The 17,695-nt window shown below is 71.0% G+C and carries 23 protein-coding genes; 13 read left to right on the top strand and 10 right to left on the bottom strand.

Annotation, left to right across the window (positions count from 1 at the left end; translation table 11 throughout):
- The 4 genes from ABZX11_RS20145 to ABZX11_RS20130 all read right to left on the bottom strand — a co-directional run bounded on the left by ABZX11_RS20145 (nucleotide 1) and on the right by ABZX11_RS20130 (nucleotide 2,959).
- Nucleotides 1–1,230: a serine hydrolase domain-containing protein gene (locus ABZX11_RS20145; protein ID WP_354914832.1), complete on the bottom strand. Its 1,230-nt coding sequence runs from the start codon at nucleotides 1,228–1,230 to the stop codon at nucleotides 1–3.
- Between the two features lie 113 nt (nucleotides 1,231–1,343).
- Nucleotides 1,344–2,156: a siderophore-interacting protein gene (locus tag ABZX11_RS20140; RefSeq protein WP_354914830.1), complete on the bottom strand. Its 813-nt coding sequence runs from the start codon at nucleotides 2,154–2,156 to the stop codon at nucleotides 1,344–1,346.
- Between the two features lie 63 nt (nucleotides 2,157–2,219).
- Nucleotides 2,220–2,552: a hypothetical protein gene (locus ABZX11_RS20135; RefSeq protein WP_354914828.1), complete on the bottom strand. Its 333-nt coding sequence runs from the start codon at nucleotides 2,550–2,552 to the stop codon at nucleotides 2,220–2,222.
- Nucleotides 2,549–2,959 (bottom strand): SgcJ/EcaC family oxidoreductase, encoded by a 411-nt coding sequence (locus ABZX11_RS20130; RefSeq protein WP_354914875.1) that lies wholly within the window; start codon nucleotides 2,957–2,959, stop codon nucleotides 2,549–2,551. Before ABZX11_RS20130 ends, ABZX11_RS20135 begins: the two co-directional genes overlap by 4 nt.
- 83 nt (nucleotides 2,960–3,042) lie before the next feature.
- On the opposite strand from ABZX11_RS20130, the gene ABZX11_RS20125 reads away from it, so the two are divergent.
- Nucleotides 3,043–3,747, top strand: coding sequence for a TetR/AcrR family transcriptional regulator (locus ABZX11_RS20125; protein WP_303246964.1), 705 nt, complete (start codon nucleotides 3,043–3,045; stop codon nucleotides 3,745–3,747).
- Here the strand turns inward: ABZX11_RS20125 and ABZX11_RS20120 are convergent.
- The 3 genes from ABZX11_RS20120 to ABZX11_RS20110 are packed head-to-tail and all read right to left on the bottom strand — an operon-like array spanning nucleotide 3,744 to nucleotide 6,418.
- On the bottom strand, nucleotides 3,744–4,664 hold the full coding sequence (locus tag ABZX11_RS20120; RefSeq protein WP_354914826.1) for an NADP-dependent oxidoreductase: 921 nt from the start codon (nucleotides 4,662–4,664) through the stop codon (nucleotides 3,744–3,746). The genes ABZX11_RS20125 and ABZX11_RS20120 overlap by 4 nt on opposite strands.
- Before the next feature lie 59 nt (nucleotides 4,665–4,723).
- Entirely contained in the window at nucleotides 4,724–5,941 is a 1,218-nt protein-coding gene (hemW, locus tag ABZX11_RS20115; RefSeq protein ID WP_354914824.1) for a radical SAM family heme chaperone HemW, read from the bottom strand.
- A 60-nt stretch (nucleotides 5,942–6,001) separates the two neighbouring features.
- Nucleotides 6,002–6,418, bottom strand: a complete 417-nt coding sequence (locus ABZX11_RS20110) for a VOC family protein (RefSeq protein WP_354914822.1) — start codon at nucleotides 6,416–6,418, stop codon at nucleotides 6,002–6,004.
- Nucleotides 6,419–6,466: 48 nt separating this feature from the next.
- On the opposite strand from ABZX11_RS20110, the gene ABZX11_RS20105 reads away from it, so the two are divergent.
- The 10 genes from ABZX11_RS20105 to ABZX11_RS20060 all read left to right on the top strand — a co-directional run bounded on the left by ABZX11_RS20105 (nucleotide 6,467) and on the right by ABZX11_RS20060 (nucleotide 14,378).
- Nucleotides 6,467–6,676: a putative leader peptide gene (locus ABZX11_RS20105; protein WP_354914820.1), complete on the top strand. Its 210-nt coding sequence runs from the start codon at nucleotides 6,467–6,469 to the stop codon at nucleotides 6,674–6,676.
- A 105-nt stretch (nucleotides 6,677–6,781) separates the two neighbouring features.
- Nucleotides 6,782–8,470, top strand: coding sequence for a nitrite/sulfite reductase (locus ABZX11_RS20100; protein WP_354914816.1), 1,689 nt, complete (start codon nucleotides 6,782–6,784; stop codon nucleotides 8,468–8,470).
- Nucleotides 8,434–8,616: an Insertion element protein gene (locus tag ABZX11_RS20095; RefSeq protein WP_254896876.1), complete on the top strand. Its 183-nt coding sequence runs from the start codon at nucleotides 8,434–8,436 to the stop codon at nucleotides 8,614–8,616. Before ABZX11_RS20100 ends, ABZX11_RS20095 begins: the two co-directional genes overlap by 37 nt.
- Nucleotides 8,613–9,308 carry a phosphoadenylyl-sulfate reductase gene (locus tag ABZX11_RS20090; RefSeq protein WP_176171742.1) on the top strand — a complete coding sequence of 232 codons (696 nt, stop codon included), beginning with the start codon at nucleotides 8,613–8,615 and terminating at the stop codon, nucleotides 9,306–9,308. The genes ABZX11_RS20095 and ABZX11_RS20090 overlap by 4 nt, the downstream gene beginning before the upstream one ends.
- Nucleotides 9,309–9,328: 20 nt before the next feature.
- On the top strand, nucleotides 9,329–10,249 hold the full coding sequence (gene cysD, locus ABZX11_RS20085; protein WP_176171743.1) for a sulfate adenylyltransferase subunit CysD: 921 nt from the start codon (nucleotides 9,329–9,331) through the stop codon (nucleotides 10,247–10,249).
- Nucleotides 10,249–11,511 (top strand): GTP-binding protein, encoded by a 1,263-nt coding sequence (locus tag ABZX11_RS20080; protein ID WP_354914813.1) that lies wholly within the window; start codon nucleotides 10,249–10,251, stop codon nucleotides 11,509–11,511. The genes cysD and ABZX11_RS20080 overlap by 1 nt, the downstream gene beginning before the upstream one ends.
- A complete protein-coding gene (locus ABZX11_RS20075; protein ID WP_176171745.1) occupies nucleotides 11,508–12,242 on the top strand; it encodes a sirohydrochlorin chelatase in 735 nt (244 codons plus the stop codon). The genes ABZX11_RS20080 and ABZX11_RS20075 overlap by 4 nt, the downstream gene beginning before the upstream one ends.
- 153 nt (nucleotides 12,243–12,395) lie before the next feature.
- Entirely contained in the window at nucleotides 12,396–13,025 is a 630-nt protein-coding gene (locus tag ABZX11_RS20070) for a cyclase (protein WP_176171746.1), read from the top strand.
- A 43-nt stretch (nucleotides 13,026–13,068) separates the two neighbouring features.
- On the top strand, nucleotides 13,069–13,572 hold the full coding sequence (locus ABZX11_RS20065) for a DUF3291 domain-containing protein (protein WP_354914810.1): 504 nt from the start codon (nucleotides 13,069–13,071) through the stop codon (nucleotides 13,570–13,572).
- 38 nt (nucleotides 13,573–13,610) lie between these two features.
- Nucleotides 13,611–14,378, top strand: coding sequence for an enoyl-CoA hydratase family protein (locus ABZX11_RS20060; RefSeq protein WP_176171748.1), 768 nt, complete (start codon nucleotides 13,611–13,613; stop codon nucleotides 14,376–14,378).
- Between the two features lie 17 nt (nucleotides 14,379–14,395).
- On the opposite strand, the gene ABZX11_RS20055 is transcribed toward ABZX11_RS20060, so the two are convergent.
- From ABZX11_RS20055 to ABZX11_RS20045, 3 genes are read right to left on the bottom strand one after another with little or no spacing between them, the layout of a single operon-like run.
- A complete protein-coding gene (locus tag ABZX11_RS20055) occupies nucleotides 14,396–14,755 on the bottom strand; it encodes a barstar family protein (RefSeq protein WP_354914808.1) in 360 nt (119 codons plus the stop codon).
- Nucleotides 14,752–15,225: a ribonuclease domain-containing protein gene (locus ABZX11_RS20050; RefSeq protein ID WP_354914806.1), complete on the bottom strand. Its 474-nt coding sequence runs from the start codon at nucleotides 15,223–15,225 to the stop codon at nucleotides 14,752–14,754. Before ABZX11_RS20050 ends, ABZX11_RS20055 begins: the two co-directional genes overlap by 4 nt.
- An 11-nt stretch (nucleotides 15,226–15,236) precedes the next feature.
- Complete coding sequence (locus ABZX11_RS20045; protein ID WP_176171751.1) at nucleotides 15,237–15,440, bottom strand: hypothetical protein; 204 nt, start codon at nucleotides 15,438–15,440, stop codon at nucleotides 15,237–15,239.
- A 59-nt stretch (nucleotides 15,441–15,499) separates the two neighbouring features.
- Here ABZX11_RS20045 and ABZX11_RS20040 point away from each other — a divergent pair, with 59 nt between their 5' ends.
- Together ABZX11_RS20040 and ABZX11_RS20035 are read left to right on the top strand one after the other, a co-directional pair.
- The gene (locus ABZX11_RS20040) at nucleotides 15,500–16,465 is read left to right on the top strand and encodes a zinc-binding dehydrogenase (RefSeq protein WP_354914803.1); all 966 of its coding nucleotides are present in this window, start codon (nucleotides 15,500–15,502) and stop codon (nucleotides 16,463–16,465) included.
- A 136-nt stretch (nucleotides 16,466–16,601) separates the two neighbouring features.
- Nucleotides 16,602–17,645: an alpha/beta hydrolase gene (locus tag ABZX11_RS20035; RefSeq protein ID WP_354914801.1), complete on the top strand. Its 1,044-nt coding sequence runs from the start codon at nucleotides 16,602–16,604 to the stop codon at nucleotides 17,643–17,645.
- Nucleotides 17,646–17,695: the final 50 nt, after the last annotated feature.

The following is a 17,695-nucleotide window of genomic DNA, read 5'->3' as shown; positions in this document are numbered from 1 at the left end:
TCAGTCCACCAGTGCCTGGTAGACCAGCTGCCGCAGCTGGGGGCGCAGGCGGTACGTGCTCGACGGCAGCAGCTGCGTGTAGAAACCCACCGTCAGGTCCTCGTCCGGGTCCACCCAGAACGCCGTCGAAGCCGCGCCGCCCCAGGCGAACTCGCCGGCCGAGGCCACCGTTCGGGCCTTCACCGGGTCCTCCAGGACCGAGAAGCCGAGGCCGAAACCGTGGCCGTCGAAGGGCATCTCCGCGAACAACGGACGGCCGAACGCCTCCAGGTCCACGTGGCCCGGCAGGTGGTTGCTCGCCATCAGCGCCACCGTTCGCGGGGCCAGCAATCGCACGTCGTCGAGGGCGCCGCCGCGGAGGAGCATCTCCGTGAAGCGCCAGTAGTCCTGGGCCGACGACACCAGGCCGCCGCCGCCCGAGAGGCAGTCCGGGCGGCTTGTTCCCATGCGGCCGAACGCGTCGTTGCGGGTCGCCCGGCCCGAGGCCGGGTTGCGGACGTACATCGCCGCCAGGCGGTCCGGCGACGCGGCCACGAAACCCGTGTCCGTCATGCCCAGCGGCCCGAAGATCCGCGACTCGAAGAACTCGTCCAGCGGCAAGCCCGACACCACCTCGACGAGCCGGCCGAGCACGTCGGTGGCCACCGAGTAGTTCCACTCCGTGCCCGGCTGGAACAACAACGGCAGGGACGCCCACTTCTCCGAACACGCCGCCAGATCGAGCCCCGGCGGGCTGCCCCATTCGAAGCCCGCCGCGCGGTAGATCGCGTCCACCGGGTGGCTGTGGTGGAAGCCGTAGGTCAGGCCCGCCGTGTGCGTCAGTAGGTGCCACACCCGGATCGGCGACGTGGCCGGCTCGGTCAACGGCGCCAGCGCCGACCCCTTGACGTACACCCGCGGCGATTCGAACTCCGGCAGCCACCGCGAGATCGGGTCGTCCAGCTCCAGCAGGCCCTCTTCGGCCAGCATCATCGCCGCGACCGAGGTGATCGGCTTGGTCATCGAGAAGATCCGCCACAGCGTGTCGGTCTCCACCGGCAACCCGGCCTCGACGTCCCGCGACCCACCACGGCCGATGTGCACGATCCGGCCGTGCCTGCTCACCACCGCGAGCCAGCCCGGCAACCGGCCATCCTCGACGTACCGGTCGAAATGCGCATCGATCCGGGTGAGCCGTGCCGCATCGAAGCCGGCCTCAGCCGGATCGATGTCTACCTCGAAGTCCGCCATACGGCGAGGTTACTGCGCCATCGAGCAACAAGCCGACCACAGCCACGGCCGCATGGCTTGGTGGCGACGGTCACGTGCCCCGCGGAGGGGCGGCCTGCTTTTGGCCGGCGACGTTACTTCTCGCGCGCCCGCTCGGCCGCCTTCTCCTCGCGCCACGCTTCGTCGTTCTTGCCGTGGCGCCAGTAGCCCGAGATCGACAGCAGCTCACGCCGCACGCCGCGCTCGTCGAGCAGGTAGCGCCGCAGTTCGCGCACGAAGCCCGCCTCGCCGTGGACGAACGCCTGGACGACGCCCTCCCGCCACGGCAGCTCCCGCACCGCCGCCGCGACGTCGCCGCCCGACGCCCGGTGCAGCCACGTGATCTGCGCGTCCGCCTTCGTGACCAGCGGCTGCTCCTCGGCCTCGTTCTCGACCAGGATCACCGCGTGCGCCGGGACACCGGCCGGCAGCGCTTCGAGCGACGCCGCGATGGCCGGCAGCGCGCTCTCGTCCCCCGCCAGCAGGTGCCAGTCCGCGTCCGCGCCCGGGGCGTACGCGCCGCCCGGCCCCAGGACCAGCAGCTCGTCACCGGGCTGGGCCGAGGCCGCCCACGGACCCGCGATGCCCTCGTCGCCGTGGTGGACGAAGTCGAGCACGAGCTCGCCGGCCTGCGGGTCGAACCCGCGGACGGTGTACGAACGCTGCCGCGGCCAGTGCTCGCGCGGCATCGTCGCCCGGCACTCCTGGACGTCGAACGGCTCCGGGTACTCGACCCCCGGCACCTTGAACAGCACCTTCACGTACGCGTCGGTGAACTCGTTCGGCGTGAACTGCGCGATCCCCTCGCCGCCCGCGACGATCCGAATCATGTGCGGGGTCAGCCGCTCGGTCCGCAGCACCCGCAGCCGCGCCGCGGGACGCCCGGACCGCCGGGGTGCTTCAGCCATCGGCCACTCCAACCATCACTAAGGCTTACCTAAGTCACCCTACGCGCCGGAAACGGCGCGCGGCTACTCAGGTGTACCCAGATCCGCCAGCAACCTCCCGAACCCGATGGCCACCTCCTTCCGGAACCCCACGAAGAACCGGTTCGCCAACGGCACGCCCCACCGCCCCCGCGTGGCCGCGTTGACCACCCGGTGCTCGACGCGCGCGCCCGCCAGATCAGCCGTGACGCGGTACTCCCCGCGGTACCACCAGCCGCCCTGCACGGCGACGAACCCACGCTCGCGATCGACCTCCATCCGCATCGGATGGCCGACGACCAGCTTCAGCCGCAGCCGCTCGAAGACCTCCGCGGGTGGCCGCGCGACCACCCCCGACGCCTCCGCAAGCGTTTTCACCCGCGCGGATCCGAAACCCGCGTGTTCTGGAACGCCGTGATCAGCCACTCGCCCTCCTCCCGGACAAGCACGAACGAAACGGTCGACTCACGCCCTTCGTCGGCAACCTCCGCCCCGGTCAGCGACGAACCGCCGCCGACGACCGCCACGGCGACGTCCGGCCGGACGAACCGCACCTTCGCCTCCCCACCCAGCGCCCCGGTGAGCTTCGACCCCCGCAACGGCCCCTCGAACAAGGCCCGGTGCGAACTCTCGATCGCCTCCCGCCCGGGGAAGTTCGCCCCGAAGAACGTCACGTAATCCGCATCCTCGGTGAACAGCCGCCCGTACGCGGCGGCATCTCCCGAGTTCCAAGCGTCGGTGAGCCGGTCCAGCACCCCACGGACATCGGCTTCGGCAGTGGCCACCATCGAATCCCCCTTCGAACAGCGTTCGTCTTACAAACACCGTTCTACTCTCGAACAGCGTTCGCGTCAAGTACAGTGTTCCGGTGACCGTTCCCCCGCCGCCGTGGCGCAGTGCGCCGAGCCGCCGCGCCGCGAAACCCGTTCTCTCCCAGGCCTCGATCGTGCGAGCGGCCCTGATCGTCCTGGACGACGAGGGGTTCGACGCGGTCACCATGCGGCGGATCGCCCAGGAACTGGAGACCGGCCCGGCCTCGCTCTACGCGCACGTCGCCAACAAGGACGAGCTGGCGGAGCTGATGCTCGACGCCGTGCTCGCCGACATCCTGATCCCCGAACCGGACCCGGCGCACTGGGACGAGCAGGTCAAGCAGCTCGTCCGCGACCAGATCCACGTGATGGCCGCCCACCGCGGCATCGCGCGCATCGCGTGGGACATCCCCGTGCCGGTCACGCCCAACACGCTGAAGCTGGGCGAAGCAACCCTCGCCCTGCTTCGCGCGGGCGGGTTGACCCTCAAGCAGGCCACTTTCGCGGGTGACGCGCTGGCGCTCTACGCCAAGGCGTACGCGTACGAAGCGAGCGGCTGGACCTGGGGCGAGATCGACCAGGCCGAAGCCGACGAACGCGGCAAGCAGATGGTGGCGTACATGCGGTCACTGCCCGCCGAGTCGTTCCCGAACCTGCTGCACGTCGGCGAGTTCTTCTCCGCGGAAACAGCGAAGGAACGCCTCGAGTTCGCACTCGAGGCGTTCCTGGCCGGGCTGAAAGCGCTGGCGAAGAAGAACTAGGGCCGCAGCACGATCTTGCCGCGCGTGTGCCGCTGCTCGAGCTCCCGGTAGGCCTCCCGGACCTCCTCCAGCGGGTACACCCGGGCGATCGGCAGCGTCAGCAACCCCTTGTCCAGCAACAGACCCAGCTCACGCAGCACGTCGGCCGACGCCGCGGCCGCGTTGCCGTCCGTCTTCACGTTGTACTTCTCCGCCGCCGCGAAGTCGATGATCGTGTTGATCCGCCCCGGGTGGATGCCCAGGTGCAGGGCCAGTTCCACGTACCCGGAGCCGAACGTGTCGACGAACGCGTCCACCCCGGACGGCGCGGCTTCGCGGATCCGCGACAGCACGCCTTCGCCGTGGGAAACCGGGATGACGCCGAGCTCGCGCAGCCACTCGTGGTTCGCCTCGCCCGCCAGGCCGATCACCGTCGCGCCCGCCAGCTGCGCCAGCTGCACGGCGAGCGAGCCCACCCCGCCGGCCGCCCCCGAGACGACGACGGTGTCCCCTTCACGCGGGCACACCGCGCCGACCGCCGCGTACGCGGTCGTGCCGGCGACGAACAGCGAGCCGGCGACCTCCCACGGGACGCCGTCCGGCCGAGGCGTGAGGTTCGCGGCCTCCGCGACGACGAACTCCGCGTGACTCGACCGGGTGTCGACGAACCCGATCACCTCGTCGCCCACAGCGACGTCCGAGACGCCTTCACCGAGCGAAGCGACAACCCCCGCGAAGTCACTTCCCTGCCCCGACGGGAAAGTCGCCGGGAAGCGCGCATGCAGGAGACCTTGCCGGATCGACGCCTCGCCCGGGTTGATGCCGGCGGCCCGCACCTCGACGAGCACCTGCCCCGCACCCGGAACCGGCCGGGGGACCTCCTCGACCCGGAGGACCTCCACGTCGCCGTACTCGTCGAACCTGATCGCGCGCGCCATGGGGCCTCCTCGAAGTCGTTGCTGAATACAAGCAACGACCCGGTCCCCGGTTTTAATCCCTAACCGGCGAGGCGGCGGACCACCCCGTCGGCCAGCAGCCGGCCGCGGTCGGTGAGCACCGCGCGGCCCCGGGAGTCCATCGCGGACGGGTCGAGCAGCCCCTCGGCCGCCGCGGCGCGCGCCTCGGCCAGTCCCGGCTCGTCGAGCACGTCGAGCGGCAGCCCTTCGGCGACGCGCAGTTCGAGCATGATCCGCTCGAGGTGCTGGTCGTCGTCGGTGAGCACTTCACGCCCGCCCGCGGGCGAGTCGCCGGAGGCGAGCAAAGCGGCGTAGCGGGCCGGGTGCTTGACGTTCCACCAGCGCACGCCGCCGACGTGGCTGTGCGCGCCCGGACCGGCGCCCCACCAGTCGTCGCCCCGCCAGTAACCGAGGTTGTGCCGGCAGCGGGCCGCGTCGGACGCCGCCCAGTTCGACACCTCGTACCAGCGCAACCCGGCCGCGGACAGCGCCGCGTCGATCATCTCGTAGTCCGCGGCCAGTACGTCGTCGTCCGGCGCGGGCAGCTCGCCCCGGCGGACGCGCCGGGCCAGCGCCGTGCCTTCCTCGACGATCAGCGCGTACGCCGAGACGTGGTCGACGCCGGCGGCCAGCACCGCGTCGAGCGTCGCGAGGAGGTCGTCGGGACGCTCCCCCGGTGTGCCGTAGATCACGTCCAGGTTCACGTGCTCGAACCCGGCCGCGCGCGCTTCGGCGGCGGCCCGGCCCGGACGGCCCGGGGTGTGCACCCGGTCGAGGATCTTCAGCACGTGCGGCGCGGCCGACTGCATGCCGAGCGACACCCGCGTGTAGCCCGCTTCGCGGATCCCCTCGAAGAACTCCGGCGACGTCGACTCGGGGTTCGACTCCGTCGTCACCTCGGCGCCGGGCGCCAGCCCGAAGACGTCGCGGACGGCGTCGAGGACCGAACGCAGCCCGTCCGCGCCGAGCAGCGACGGCGTGCCGCCGCCGACGAACACCGTGTCGGCGGCCGGCGGCACGACCAGCACGCGCGCGGCGAGCTCCAGCTCGCGCCGCAGCCCTTCGAGCCAGGACTGCGGCGACGAGCCGGTGTCGAGTTCCCCCGCGGTGTAGGTGTTGAAGTCGCAGTACCCGCAGCGTGTGGCGCAGAACGGGACGTGCACGTACACCCCGAACGCTCTGCTGCCCAGCCCCTTCAGCGCGCTTTCCGGCAACGCCGGATCGATCGGTGTGGCGGGGTCGGAACGCAGTTCGGGCACGGTCGAATTGTCCACCCGGTCACGCCCGGTCGCCTCAAGGGGCCGATCGGGTCAACACCGTTACGACACCGGCAGGTTGGCCGCCGCCCAGTCCGGGTCGACCGGGATGACCTCGATGACGTCGAGCAGCACGCCGTTCGGATCCGCGAAGTAGAAGTGCCGCTGCCCGTAGACCTCGTCGACGACCGGTGTCACCAGCTCGACACCGGCCTCTTCCAGCCGTTTCGCCTCGGCGCGGGCGTCTTCGACGACCAGCCCGAACATCAGTCCGGCCGTCTCCTGCGCCCGGTAGCCCGGCGGCACCGACTCGTGCCCGCGCTGCACGAAGCTGATCTCGTAGCCCGGCGCCCCGGCGTTGACACTGGCGAACCAGTCGAGCTCGACGGTGACCGGCAGGCCGACGACGTCCGCGTAGAAGCGGGTGGTCGCGGCGACGTCGTCGACCAGGTAACCCGCCCCGAAACCCTTGACCTGCATCCCCGGTTCCTCTCTTCAAACCACTGTACTTGGAGTACTCTACATGTAGTGGTTCAACCGGACAAGAGAGCCTGCGCAAGGCGGTTGACACGGTTTCCGCAGGTAAGTGACCCTTCTCCCACCATCCGGGCAGACCTGGACCACATTGTGGACGCGTGGCACGCTGACGTCGTGACTCATGCCGGTGTTCTGCTCGTGGCCCGCCGCCACGTCGACCTCCTGCGGGTCGCGAGCGCCCTCTGCGCACCCGTTCGCTGACTACCGTCGCCACCACCTGCCACGAAATCTGGACAGCCGGCGCGGAGGAACCCGGCGAGCCGGTCGTCCTCCGCCGCCACGAAGAGCCTCTCGGAGGACGCCGCCATGGCCACGCCCCAAACCCCAGCCCGCCCCGCGCGCGCCAAGCAGAAGCGCGGCGAAGGGCAGTGGGCGCTCGGTTACCGGGAGCCGCTGAACCCGAACGAGCGGTCCAAGAAGGACGACCACCCGCTCAACGTGCGCGCGCGGATCGAGAACATCTACGCCCACCGCGGGTTCGACGCGATCGACCCGGGTGACCTGCGCGGCCGGTTCCGCTGGTTCGGCCTCTACACCCAGCGCAAGCCGGGGATCGACGGCGGCCGCACGGCGACGCTGGAGCCCGAAGAGCTCGACGACCGCTACTTCATGCTGCGGGTCCGCCTCGACGGCGGCGCGCTGACCACCGGGCAGCTCACCGTGCTCGGCGAGATCTCGCAGGCGTACGCGCGCGACACCGCCGACATCACCGACCGGCAGAACATCCAGTACCACTGGATCCGGATCGAGGACGTGCCGACGATCTGGGCCAAGCTCGAGAACGCCGGCATGACCACGATGGAGGCCTGCGGCGACAGCCCGCGCGTCATCCTCGGCTCGCCGGTCGCGGGCATCGCCGCCGCCGAGGTCATCGACGGCACGCCGGCGATCGAGGAGATCAAGCGCCGCTACATCGGCAAGCCCGAGTACGCCAACCTGCCGCGCAAGTTCAAGACGGCGATCTCCGGCCAGCCGGACGTCGCCCACGAGATCCACGACGTCGCGTTCGTCGGCGTCGACCACCCCGAGCACGGGCCCGGCTTCGACATCTGGGTCGGCGGCGGCCTCTCGACCAACCCGATGCTCGGGCAGCGCCTCGGCGCCTGGATCCCGCGGGACGAGGTCCCGGACGTCTGGGAAGGCGTCATTTCGATCTTCCGCGACTACGGCTACCGCCGGCTGCGCTCGCGGGCCCGCATCAAGTTCCTGGTCAAGGACTGGGGCGCGGAGAAGTTCCGCCAGGTGCTGCAGGACGAGTACCTCAAGCGCGAGCTGATCGACGGCCCGCCGCCGGTGGACCCGGCCGTCCCGATCGACCACGTCGGCGTGCACCCGCAGGTCGACGGCAAGTTCTACGTCGGCGCGGCACCGGTCGCCGGCCGCGTGTCCGGTGGCACGCTCGTCGCCGTCGCCAAGGCCGCCGAGCGGGCGGGCTCGGGCCGGGTGCGGCTCACCCCGCAGCAGAAGCTCGTCGTGCTCGACGTCCCGGAGGCCCACGTCCCGGCGCTCCAGGCCGAACTGGCCGAGCTGGGCCTGGAGACGAAGCCGTCGCCGTGGCGGCGCGGGGTGATGGCCTGCACCGGGCTGGAGTTCTGCAAGCTCGCCATCGTCGAGACGAAGGCCCGTGCGCAGCTGCTCGTCGCGGACCTCGAGAAGTCACTCGCCGACATCCAGGACGGCCTCGAGACGCCGGTCACCGTGCACCTCAACGGCTGCCCCAACTCGTGCGCGCGGATCCAGACCGCGGACATCGGCCTCAAGGGCCAGATCGTCACCGACGCCGACGGCAACCAGGTCGAAGGCTTCCAGGTGCACCTCGGCGGCGGGCTCGGCCTCGACGCCGGGTTCGGCCGGAAGCTGCGTGGCCACAAGGTGACGTCGGGTGAGCTGACCGGGTACGTCGAGCGGGTGGTGCGCAACTACGTCGCCGGGCGCGAGGACGGCGAGCGGTTCGCGCAATGGGCCGCCCGCGCCGACGAAAGCGCCCTCCAGTGACCGAGCGAGCGGCGCCGTACTACTGCCCGTACTGCGGTGACGAGGATCTGCGGCCGGAAGAGAACGGCGGCTGGCTGTGTTCCGCTTGTCGCCGGGTTTTCTCGGTCAAGTTCCTCGGTCTGTCCCTTCCGGAGGTTTCCCGATGACCGCGACCGCCGACTACAAGACCCTCGCCGAGCGCGCTTCGAAGGAGCTCGCCGACGCCACCGCGGAAGAAGCGCTGCGCTGGACCGTGGACACGTTCGGCGACGACTTCATCGTCGCGTCCAACATGCAGGACGCCGTGCTCATCGACCTCGCCACCAAGGTGAAGTCCGATGTGGACGTTCTGTTCCTGGAGACCGGCTACCACTTCCCGGAGACGATCGGCACGCGCGACGCCGTTCAGGCGGTGTACCCGGACGTCCACATCGTGAACGCGCAAGCCGAACAGAGCGTCGCCGAGCAGGACGCCGAGTACGGCCCCAAGCTGCACGACCGTGACGCCACGCTGTGCTGCAACCTGCGCAAGGTGGTGCCGCTGCGCAAGACGCTGGCGAACTACTCCGCCTGGGTCACCGGTGTCCGCCGGGTGGACGCCCCGACCCGCGCGAACACCCCGATCGTCACCTGGGACGACCGCAACGGCCTGGTCAAGGTCAACCCGATCGCGGCGTGGACCGACGACGAGTTCAACGGCTACATCCGTGAGCACGGCATCCTCGAAAACCCGCTGGTGTCGATCGGCTACCTCTCGATCGGCTGCGCGCCCTGCACGGCTCGCGTCGAGCCGGGGCAGGACCCGCGCAGTGGCCGGTGGGCGGGCCAGTCGAAGACCGAGTGCGGACTGCACGGCTGATGTCAGACACCGAGGGACGCATGACAACATTGGAACCCGCGACCGATGCGGCACAGGACAACCTGGCCGCCCTCGAATCCGAGGCCATCCACATCTTCCGGGAGGTGGCAGGCGAGTTCGACCGCCCGGTGATCCTCTTCTCCGGAGGCAAGGACTCGACGCTGCTGCTGCACCTGGCCATCAAGGCGTTCTGGCCGGCGCCGGTGCCGTTCCCGCTGCTGCACGTGGACACCGGGCACAACTTCGACGAGGTCATCGAGTTCCGCGACCGCGTCGTCGAGCGGCACGGCCTGCGCCTGGTCGTCGCGAAGGTGCAGGACTGGATCGACGACGGACGGCTGGAGGAGCGCGCGGACGGGATGCGCAACCCGCTGCAGACCACGCCGCTGCTCGACACGATCGCCGAGCACAAGTTCGACGCGGTCTTCGGCGGCGGCCGCCGCGACGAGGAACGCGCCCGGGCCAAGGAGCGGATCTTCAGCCTCCGCAACGCCTTCGGCCAGTGGGAGCCGCGCCGCCAGCGGCCCGAGCTGTGGAACCTCTACAACGGGCGGCACCGCCCTGGTGAGCAGGTCCGGGTCTTCCCGCTGTCCAACTGGACCGAGGCCGACGTCTGGAACTACATCGCCCGCGAGAAGGTCGAGCTGCCGTCGATCTACTACGCGCACCAGCGCGAGGTGTACCTGCGCGACGGGATGTTGCTGGCCGAGGGCCCGTGGGGTGGCCCGCGGCCGGGCGAAGAGGTCCGCGAGCTGACCGTCCGCTACCGGACCGTCGGCGACGGTTCGTGCACCGGCGCGATCGAATCCACCGCGGCCACCGTCGAGGAGGTCATCGCCGAGGTTTCGGCCTCGCGGCTGACCGAGCGCGGCGCGACCCGGGCCGACGACCGGATGTCCGAAGCGGCCATGGAAGACCGCAAGCGTGAGGGGTACTTCTGATGAGTTCGCTGCTGCGCCTGGCCACCGCCGGGAGCGTGGACGACGGCAAGTCGACCCTGGTCGGCCGGCTGCTGTACGACACGAAGTCGGTGCTCGCCGACCAGCTCGACGCCGTCACCCGCGCGTCCGTCGACAAGGGATTGTCCACACCGGACCTCTCGCTGCTGGTCGACGGCCTGCGCTCGGAACGCGAGCAGGGCATCACCATCGACGTCGCCTACCGGTACTTCGCGACGCCGAAGCGGTCGTTCGTGCTGGCCGACACGCCGGGGCACGTGCAGTACACGCGCAACACGGTGACCGGCGCGTCCACCGCGCAGCTGGCCGTGCTGCTGGTCGACGCGCGCAAGGGCGTCATCGAGCAGACCCGCCGGCACGCGGCCGTGCTGGCCCTGCTCGGCGTGCCGCAGCTGGTGCTGGCGGTGAACAAGATCGACCTGGTCGGCTACGACGAGGCGACCTTCACCGTGATCGCCGAGGAGTTCGCCGAGCACGCGCTGTCGCTGGGCTACGAGCGCGGGTCCGTGCTCGCCATCCCGGTGTCCGCGCTGGAGGGCGACAACGTCGCGGCCCGCTCGGAGCGGACGCCGTGGTACACCGGGCCGAGCCTGCTGGAGCACCTGGAAGAGGTGCCGGTCGCGCCCGACCCGCACGACTCGGCGCTGCGGTTCCCGGTGCAGTACGTGATCCGCCCGCGCACGGCCGAGTACCCGGACTACCGCGGCTACGCGGGCCAGATCGCGGCCGGCACGGTCCGGCCCGGCGACGATGTCGTCGTGCTGCCGCAGGGCATCCGCAGCCGCGTCGAGCGCATCGACACCGCCGACGGGCCGCTGGCCGAAGCCGGCGCCGGGACGTCGGTGACGCTGCTGCTCACCGACGACATCGACATCTCGCGCGGCGACCTGATCGCCGCCGCGGACAGTCCGCCGCAGGTCACCGACGAGATCACCGGCACGCTGTGCTGGCTGTCGTCCAAGCCGCTGAAGCCGGGCGCGCGCCTGCTCGTCAAGCACGGCACCCGCACGGTGCAGGCGCTGGTGGACGAGCTGCACGCCCGGTTCGACGAGCAGACGCTGTCCAGTGTGGACTCTCCGGCGTCGCTGGAGCTCAACGACATCGGCCGCGTCACCCTGCGGCTGGCCGAGGAGCTGGGCGTCGACGACTACGGCACCAGCCCGCGCACCGGCGCGTTCCTGGTCATCGACCCGAAGGACGGCGACACGCTGGCCGCGGGACTGGTGGGTGAGCGCTTCTCGTGACACCACCGCTGGTCGCCGTCGCCCACGGCAGCCGCGACCCCCGCTCGGCGGCGACCGTGCGGGCCCTCGTCGACGTCGTGCGCGACCGGGCCCCGGGGGTGCCGGTCTACGAGTCCTTTTTGGACCTTTCGGCGCCGTCGGTCACCGACGTGCTGCGGTCGCTGCACGCCGACGGCCACCGGTCGGCGGTCGTGGTGCCGTTGCTGCTGGGCAGCGCGTTCCACGCCCGGGTCGACCTGCCGGCCCTGATCGACTCGGTGACCGACTCCTGCCCGGGCTTCCGGGTGCAGGTGTCGGACGTGCTCGGTGCCGACCCGGCGTTGCAGGCGGTCGCCTTGGACCGGCTGGCCGCGGCGCCGCTTTCCGGCCGGGGCGTGATCGTCAGCGCGGTCGGTTCGTCGAACGCTTCCGCGAACGCCGTGGTCGCTGCGCTGGCCACCCGCTGGGAAGAGCGGCTCGGGGTGCCGGTGAGCGAGGCGTTCGCGTCGGCCGCCCAGCCGGACATCCCGGCGGCGGCGGCTTCGTTGCGGTCGCGAGGTGCGCGGCACCTCGTGGTGGCTTCGTGGTTTTTGGCGCCGGGCCTGCTTCCGGACCGGATCGCGCGGCTGGCCCGCGAGGCGGATCCGGCGGCGTTCATCGCGGCGCCGCTGGCCGACGATCCGCGCGTCGCGGACGTCGTGGTCAGCCGGTACGCGTCCGCGGTCAGCGGACTGCTCCGCCAGTACGCCTGACACCGCCAAAAGGCGAGTCTTATTCACATTTTCGTTACCACCCGTGCATGGGAACGGTAAATTCTTGACCTCCTACTTAACTTGCCGGTAACAATCAGGGCGGCTGCGCAGCTTTCTTCCTCCCCTCGTGAAACCGCAGGTAGGTGGACACAGATGAAAGCTCTTCACTTTTCCCGGCTCGCCGCGCTGACCGCGGCCGCGGTGCTCCCGATCGCCCTCGCCGCCCCGGCGTCGGCGGCCACCACCGTCACCTTCGACTGCCAGGCCAACGCCCCCATCGTCGGGCCGCAGAAGGTGGCGCTGAACCAGGACGCCGCCGTCACCGCGCCCGCCACCGTCGCGCCCGGGGCCGCGTTCGACGTCGTCATCGACCCCGCGCCGAACACCGTTCCGAGCACGGTCAGCGGGAACAAGGTCAAGAACATCAACACGTTCGCGCTCAAGATCCCGATCCCGGCGAACTCGTCGTACGTCGGCGCGGACCTGGCGGGCGGTTCCGGCCTCGGCTCGACCCCGCCGACCATCTCCGTCGCGAACGGCGTCGCCACGCTGAGCTTCCCCGGCCCGATCGCCGGCGGGGCCACGTTCGAACTGCCCACCGTCACCGCCCACCTGACCGCGGGCCAGTCCGGCACCATCCAGACCAGGCTCGCCGGGACCAGCTACAGCGACCCGGGCCTGACGTTCAAGGCGGTGGCCGGCACGATCATCGGCGACCTCACCGCCCCGACGGCCTGCTTCCCCAACCCCAGCCCGGTCTTCACCACGACGACCATCGGCTGAACGCCGGATCACCCTGCGGGCGGAAGCCCGTAGGGTGATCCACATGGGGAACTTCGAACTCGCTCAGGTCAACATCAGCCGGATGAAGGCACCGCTCGACGACGAGTCCTTCCGCGGGTTCGTCGAAGCGCTGGAGCCGGTGAACGCGATCGCCGACCGCGCGCCCGGCTTCGTGTGGCGCCTGCAGACCGAGGACGGCGACGCGACGTCGATCCGCGCCTTCGAGTGGGACGTGCGCGGCACGTCCGGGATCCTGGTCAACATGTCCGTCTGGACGTCGGTGGAAGCACTGGCGGCCTTCGTCTTCTCCGGCGAGCACCTGGCGATCCTCCGGCGCCGCCGCGAGTGGTTCCACCACGTGCGCGAGGCGATGACCGTGCTCTGGTGGGTCCCAACCGGGCACCGGCCGACGACCGCGGAAGCCGAGGAGAAGATCAAGCACCTCCGCGTCCACGGCCCGACCCCCGAGGCGTTCACGCTCAAGCAGCACTTCTCCCCGGCCGCCGACGCTCGCGAGGGTGAGCCCGGCTGGCTGTGCCCCGCGTAACACCGGCCACCGGCGGCGAGTGTGCAAGGGTGTCGACCATGGCTGACGAACTGGTGCACTACGACGTGGTGGGCGGCACCGCCACGATCACCCTGGACTCCCCGCACAACCGCAACGCGCTCTCCGCGCAGCTCCGCCGCGAGCTCTCGGACTCCCTCGCCAAGGCGGTCGCCGACGACGCCGTGCGCGTGATCGTGCTCACCCACACCGGTCCGGTCTTCTGCGCGGGGATGGACCTCAAGGAGGCCCGCGGCGCCGGCGCCGGCGACCAGGGCGTGAACGAGTTCCCCCGGATCCTCGAGCAGCTGTGGACCAGCCCGAAGCCGGTGGTCGCCCGCCTGGCCGGGCCCGCGCGGGCCGGCGGGATCGGCATGGTGGCCGCCTGCGACATCGCCGTGGCCGTGCCGGACGCGACGTTCGCCTTCTCCGAAGTCCGCATCGGTGTGGTGCCGGCGATCATCTCCCTGACCGTGCTCCCGCGGCTGAACCCGCGCGCGGCCCACGAGCTGTTCCTGACCGGCGACACCTTCGACGCGCGCCGCGCGGTCGAGATCGGCCTGCTGAACTCGGCGACCGACGACCTCGACGCCGAGGTCACCCGGTTCGTGAAGGCCCTGGCGGCGGGCGGCCCGAAGGCGCTGGCCGAGACGAAGGCGCTGCTGAGCCGCCCCCGTCCCGCCACGCCTTCGGACGGCTTCGAGGAGATGCTCGGCCTGTCGGCGAAGTTCTTCGCCGGCGAGGAAGGCCAGGAAGGCATCCTGGCCTTCGCCCAGAAGCGCAAGCCGAACTGGGTCCCGCAGGACTGAGCCGGGCCGGACGCCGCTCAGGCGTCCGGCAGCACCACCGTGAGCCGCCACGAACCGGCGCCGGGGCCGAGCGCTCGCTGGGCGTCCGAGAGCACGCTGCGGATGGCCAGGTACGTCTTGGGCTCGGCCTTGCGCAGCGCGTCCGAACCCGGCCAGATCAGCACGTGCTCCCCCGGCGGCAGCCACGACAGGTCGGTCAGGCAGTCGTAGAGCGCGTCGAGGTTGTGGCCGAAGTAGTCCGGAAAGGACAGTGCCTCGGCGAACGCTTCGAGCGTGCTGGCCTTGTCGACGGTCGGCCGCGAGTTCACCAGGTGCGGGTACGCGCCCCGGGCGAACGCCTCTTCCGCGGCGGCCTTCGCCAGCTCGCCGGCGCTCATCGGGCCGGGTCCACGACGACGAACGACGCGTAGTGGTCGCCGGTGTAGTACAGCTCGTGCGCCTGCCCGGTGATCAGCCGCCGGGCACCGCGGTCGGGGCTCCCGGGCGTCTTCACCGTGTACTCGTGGTAGTAGCCGGACTTCTTGCCGGGCAATCTCTTCTCGCGGTTCTCGAAGACGACGTCGTCGTTGCGCGGGTAGGGGTACGGGCCGCCCGCCTCGATCAGCTTCCACGTGTCCGTGGCCTGCGGCGGGAGCGCGGAAAGCGCCTTCACCGGCAGCCCGGAGTCCGCGCCCGGCACGGCGGCACTGCCCTTGGCGGGCGTGCTGCTCTTCGCGGGCGCGCTCGCCGAGGTGCTCGGCGAAGACGACGTCGAGCTGCTGCCGAGGTTGTCCTTGACCAGCCAGCCCCCCAGCACCAGCACGAGGAGCCCGATCAGCGCGGCGGTGATCCGCCTTCGGTTGAACATGGTTCGCGAGCCTATGCCGACCCGTCGGGGGACTCGTCGTCACGCCCCGGAGCCAGCCGGCGGGCGAACAGGCCGACGACCTTGTCGAGCACCCACGCGGCAGCCAGGCACAACGGCACGACAACCACCATGACCAGCACGAACTGCACCGGGAACCAGGCCTGGGCGAGCCACAGCTCGACCCCGTCCCACCAGTCGGCAAGCCCGTTGAACACGGTGTGAGCCTACGCGCGCCCTGCTGCCACCGCGCCTCAGGGGCGGTACGTTGCGAAGCATGTTCGCCGTGTACGCGCAGGAACCCAACGCCGAAAGCCCGCTGGACTCGCTCGTCGTCGGCGAGCGCCCCGAACCCGAAGTGCCCGACGGCTGGGTCCGCGTGCACGTCAAGGCGGCCAGCCTCAACATGCACGACCTCTGGACGCTGCGCGGCGTCGGGATCAAGCCGGAGCAGTTCCCGATGATCCTCGGCTGCGACGGCGCCGGCACCCTCGACGACGGCTCCGAGGTCGTCATCCACTCGGTGATCAACGCGCCGGGCTGGCAGGGCGACGACACCCTCGACCCGAAGCGCACCCTGCTCACCGAGAAGCACCAGGGCACCTTCGCCGACCAGGTCGTCGTGCCGGCCCGCAACGTCGTGCCGAAGCCCGCGGCGCTGAGCTTCGCCGAGGCCGCCACCATGGGCACGGCCTGGCTGACCGCCTACCGGATGCTCTTCGTGAAGTCCGGGCTGCGGCCGGGGCAGACGATGCTCGTGCAGGGTGCCTCCGGCGGTGTCTCGACGGCGCTGGTCCAGCTCGGCCGCGCGGCCGGGTTCCGGGTCTGGGTGACCGGCCGCACCGAGGAGAAGCGGGCCCTCGCCACGAGCCTCGGCGCGCACCAGGCGTTCGAGTCCGGCGCGCGGCTGCCCGAGCGCGTCGACGCGGTGTTCGAGACCGTCGGCAAGGCCACCTGGTCACACTCGGTGAAGTCGCTCAAACCGGGCGGGATCATCGTGGTCTCGGGGTCGACCAGCGGCCCGGACGCGCACGCGGAGCTGCAGCGCGTCTTCTTCCTCCAGCTGCGGGTCGCCGGCTCGACCATGGGCACCCGTGACGAGCTCGCCGACCTGCTCGCCTACCTCGACCTGACCGGCGTCCGGCCGCAGATCGGCGCGGAACTTTCATTTTCCGAAGCACCCAAGGGCTTCCAGGCGATGCTGGACGGGGACACCGCCGGCAAGATCGTGTTCACCCGCTAGACCGCCGCTGAGCTGGGCGGATCGGCGTGTCCGCCCGGCTCGGCATTCGGTGATTCTTCGACGTACTCAGTTCGAGATCTGGTTGTTAGCCCCTATTTTCGACCGAAACCCAATGGTTGCAAGGTAATCTTGGGGTATGACCGCGACGAAGCGGCCCACTCCGGCTGGACCGGACGGCCGGCCCAGCAGCGACCCGGACCCGATCCGAGTCTCCTTCCGGCGCTACGCCGGCGTCCGCACCCGCGTGCTCGAGGTCGGCGACCTCGCCCCCGAGCCGGAGGCTCCCCGTCGTTCCCTGCGCCGCCGGGCGGCCGCACCGCACGTCCGGCCCAGCGCCCCGCGGCTGGTGCTCCTGCACGGCTACTGCGACAGCGCCGACACCTGGCGCCCCGCGTTGGAGCAGCTCGCGGCCGCCGGCATCCCGGCGGTCGCGGTCGACCTCCCGGGTTTCGGTGACGCCCAGCCGCTGCGGCCGGGTCCGATGCTGCCCCAGCTCGACGCGTTCACCACCGCCGTCGTCCGCGAGCAGGCCGTGCTCGGCTCGGTCGTGCTGGCCGGCAACTCCCTCGGCGGCACCATGAGCCTGCGCGCGGCGCAGAACAGCCGCCTGCCGATCTCCGGCGTCGTCTCGATCGCCGCGCCGGGCTTCGTCGACTCGTGGCTGATCCGCACGGTCGCGCGCTACCCGCTGCCGCTGCGGCTGTACTCGTCGCTGCCCGTCCCGGTGCCGGGGTTCCTGGTGCGCAAGGTCGCCGAGCAGCTCGTCCCGCGGCTGCTGTACGCCGACTCGAGCGTCGCCGACGCCGTGCAGGTGCAGCGGTTCACCGCCCTCTTCCCGGACTACCGCGCGACCAAGAGCCGCCTCGAGCAGGCCCGGCAGCTCGTCGCGGAGCTCGCCGACGCCTACCGGCTCGACTCGGTCGAGGTGCCGCTGCTGGTCGTCGCGTGCGGCAAGGACAAGCTCGTCACCGCGGCGTCCGGGCGGCAGCTGCACACGCTGGTGCCGCACAGCAGGCTGCTGGTCCGCGAGGACTGGGGCCACTGCCCGCAGCTGGACGACCCGGTGGAGATCGCGGAGCTGCTCACCTACTTCGCGGCGAGCGCGGTCCGGACCACCCAGGCCAAGCGGGCCGCGGCGACGGCCCCGAAGGCCGTGAGCGAGGACACCGCGGCGGGCTGAGCGGCTCACGCTGTCTTCACGCGCGGATGGCGGTAGGTTCCGCGAAGGCC

The sequence above is a fragment of the Amycolatopsis sp. NPDC004169 genome, from assembly GCF_040610315.1.
Taxonomy (GTDB): Bacteria; Actinomycetota; Actinomycetes; order Mycobacteriales; family Pseudonocardiaceae; genus Amycolatopsis.
The sequence above is the reverse complement of the archived record's forward strand: the minus strand, read 5'-3'. Positions and strand labels throughout refer to the sequence as shown.

Bases quoted from the DNA above. Each gene is read 5' to 3' on its own strand.
- ABZX11_RS20100 (WP_354914816.1), top strand. From the start codon at position 6,782: ATGGCCACGCCCCAAACCCCAGCCCGCCCCGCGCGCGCCAAGCAGAAG.
- ABZX11_RS20050 (WP_354914806.1), bottom strand. From the start codon at position 15,225: ATGTTCAACCGAAGGCGGATCACCGCCGCGCTGATCGGGCTCCTCGTG.
- ABZX11_RS20035 (WP_354914801.1), top strand. From the start codon at position 16,602: ATGACCGCGACGAAGCGGCCCACTCCGGCTGGACCGGACGGCCGGCCC.
- ABZX11_RS20060 (WP_176171748.1), top strand. From the start codon at position 13,611: ATGGCTGACGAACTGGTGCACTACGACGTGGTGGGCGGCACCGCCACG.
- ABZX11_RS20120 (WP_354914826.1), bottom strand. From the start codon at position 4,664: ATGGCGCGCGCGATCAGGTTCGACGAGTACGGCGACGTGGAGGTCCTC.
- ABZX11_RS20095 (WP_254896876.1), top strand. From the start codon at position 8,434: ATGGGCCGCCCGCGCCGACGAAAGCGCCCTCCAGTGACCGAGCGAGCG.
- ABZX11_RS20080 (WP_354914813.1), top strand. From the start codon at position 10,249: ATGAGTTCGCTGCTGCGCCTGGCCACCGCCGGGAGCGTGGACGACGGC.
- ABZX11_RS20145 (WP_354914832.1), bottom strand. From the start codon at position 1,230: ATGGCGGACTTCGAGGTAGACATCGATCCGGCTGAGGCCGGCTTCGAT.
- ABZX11_RS20110 (WP_354914822.1), bottom strand. From the start codon at position 6,418: ATGCAGGTCAAGGGTTTCGGGGCGGGTTACCTGGTCGACGACGTCGCC.
- ABZX11_RS20040 (WP_354914803.1), top strand. From the start codon at position 15,500: ATGTTCGCCGTGTACGCGCAGGAACCCAACGCCGAAAGCCCGCTGGAC.
- ABZX11_RS20140 (WP_354914830.1), bottom strand. From the start codon at position 2,156: ATGGCTGAAGCACCCCGGCGGTCCGGGCGTCCCGCGGCGCGGCTGCGG.
- ABZX11_RS20070 (WP_176171746.1), top strand. From the start codon at position 12,396: ATGAAAGCTCTTCACTTTTCCCGGCTCGCCGCGCTGACCGCGGCCGCG.
- cysD (WP_176171743.1), top strand. From the start codon at position 9,329: ATGACAACATTGGAACCCGCGACCGATGCGGCACAGGACAACCTGGCC.
- ABZX11_RS20065 (WP_354914810.1), top strand. From the start codon at position 13,069: ATGGGGAACTTCGAACTCGCTCAGGTCAACATCAGCCGGATGAAGGCA.
- ABZX11_RS20090 (WP_176171742.1), top strand. From the start codon at position 8,613: ATGACCGCGACCGCCGACTACAAGACCCTCGCCGAGCGCGCTTCGAAG.
- ABZX11_RS20055 (WP_354914808.1), bottom strand. From the start codon at position 14,755: ATGAGCGCCGGCGAGCTGGCGAAGGCCGCCGCGGAAGAGGCGTTCGCC.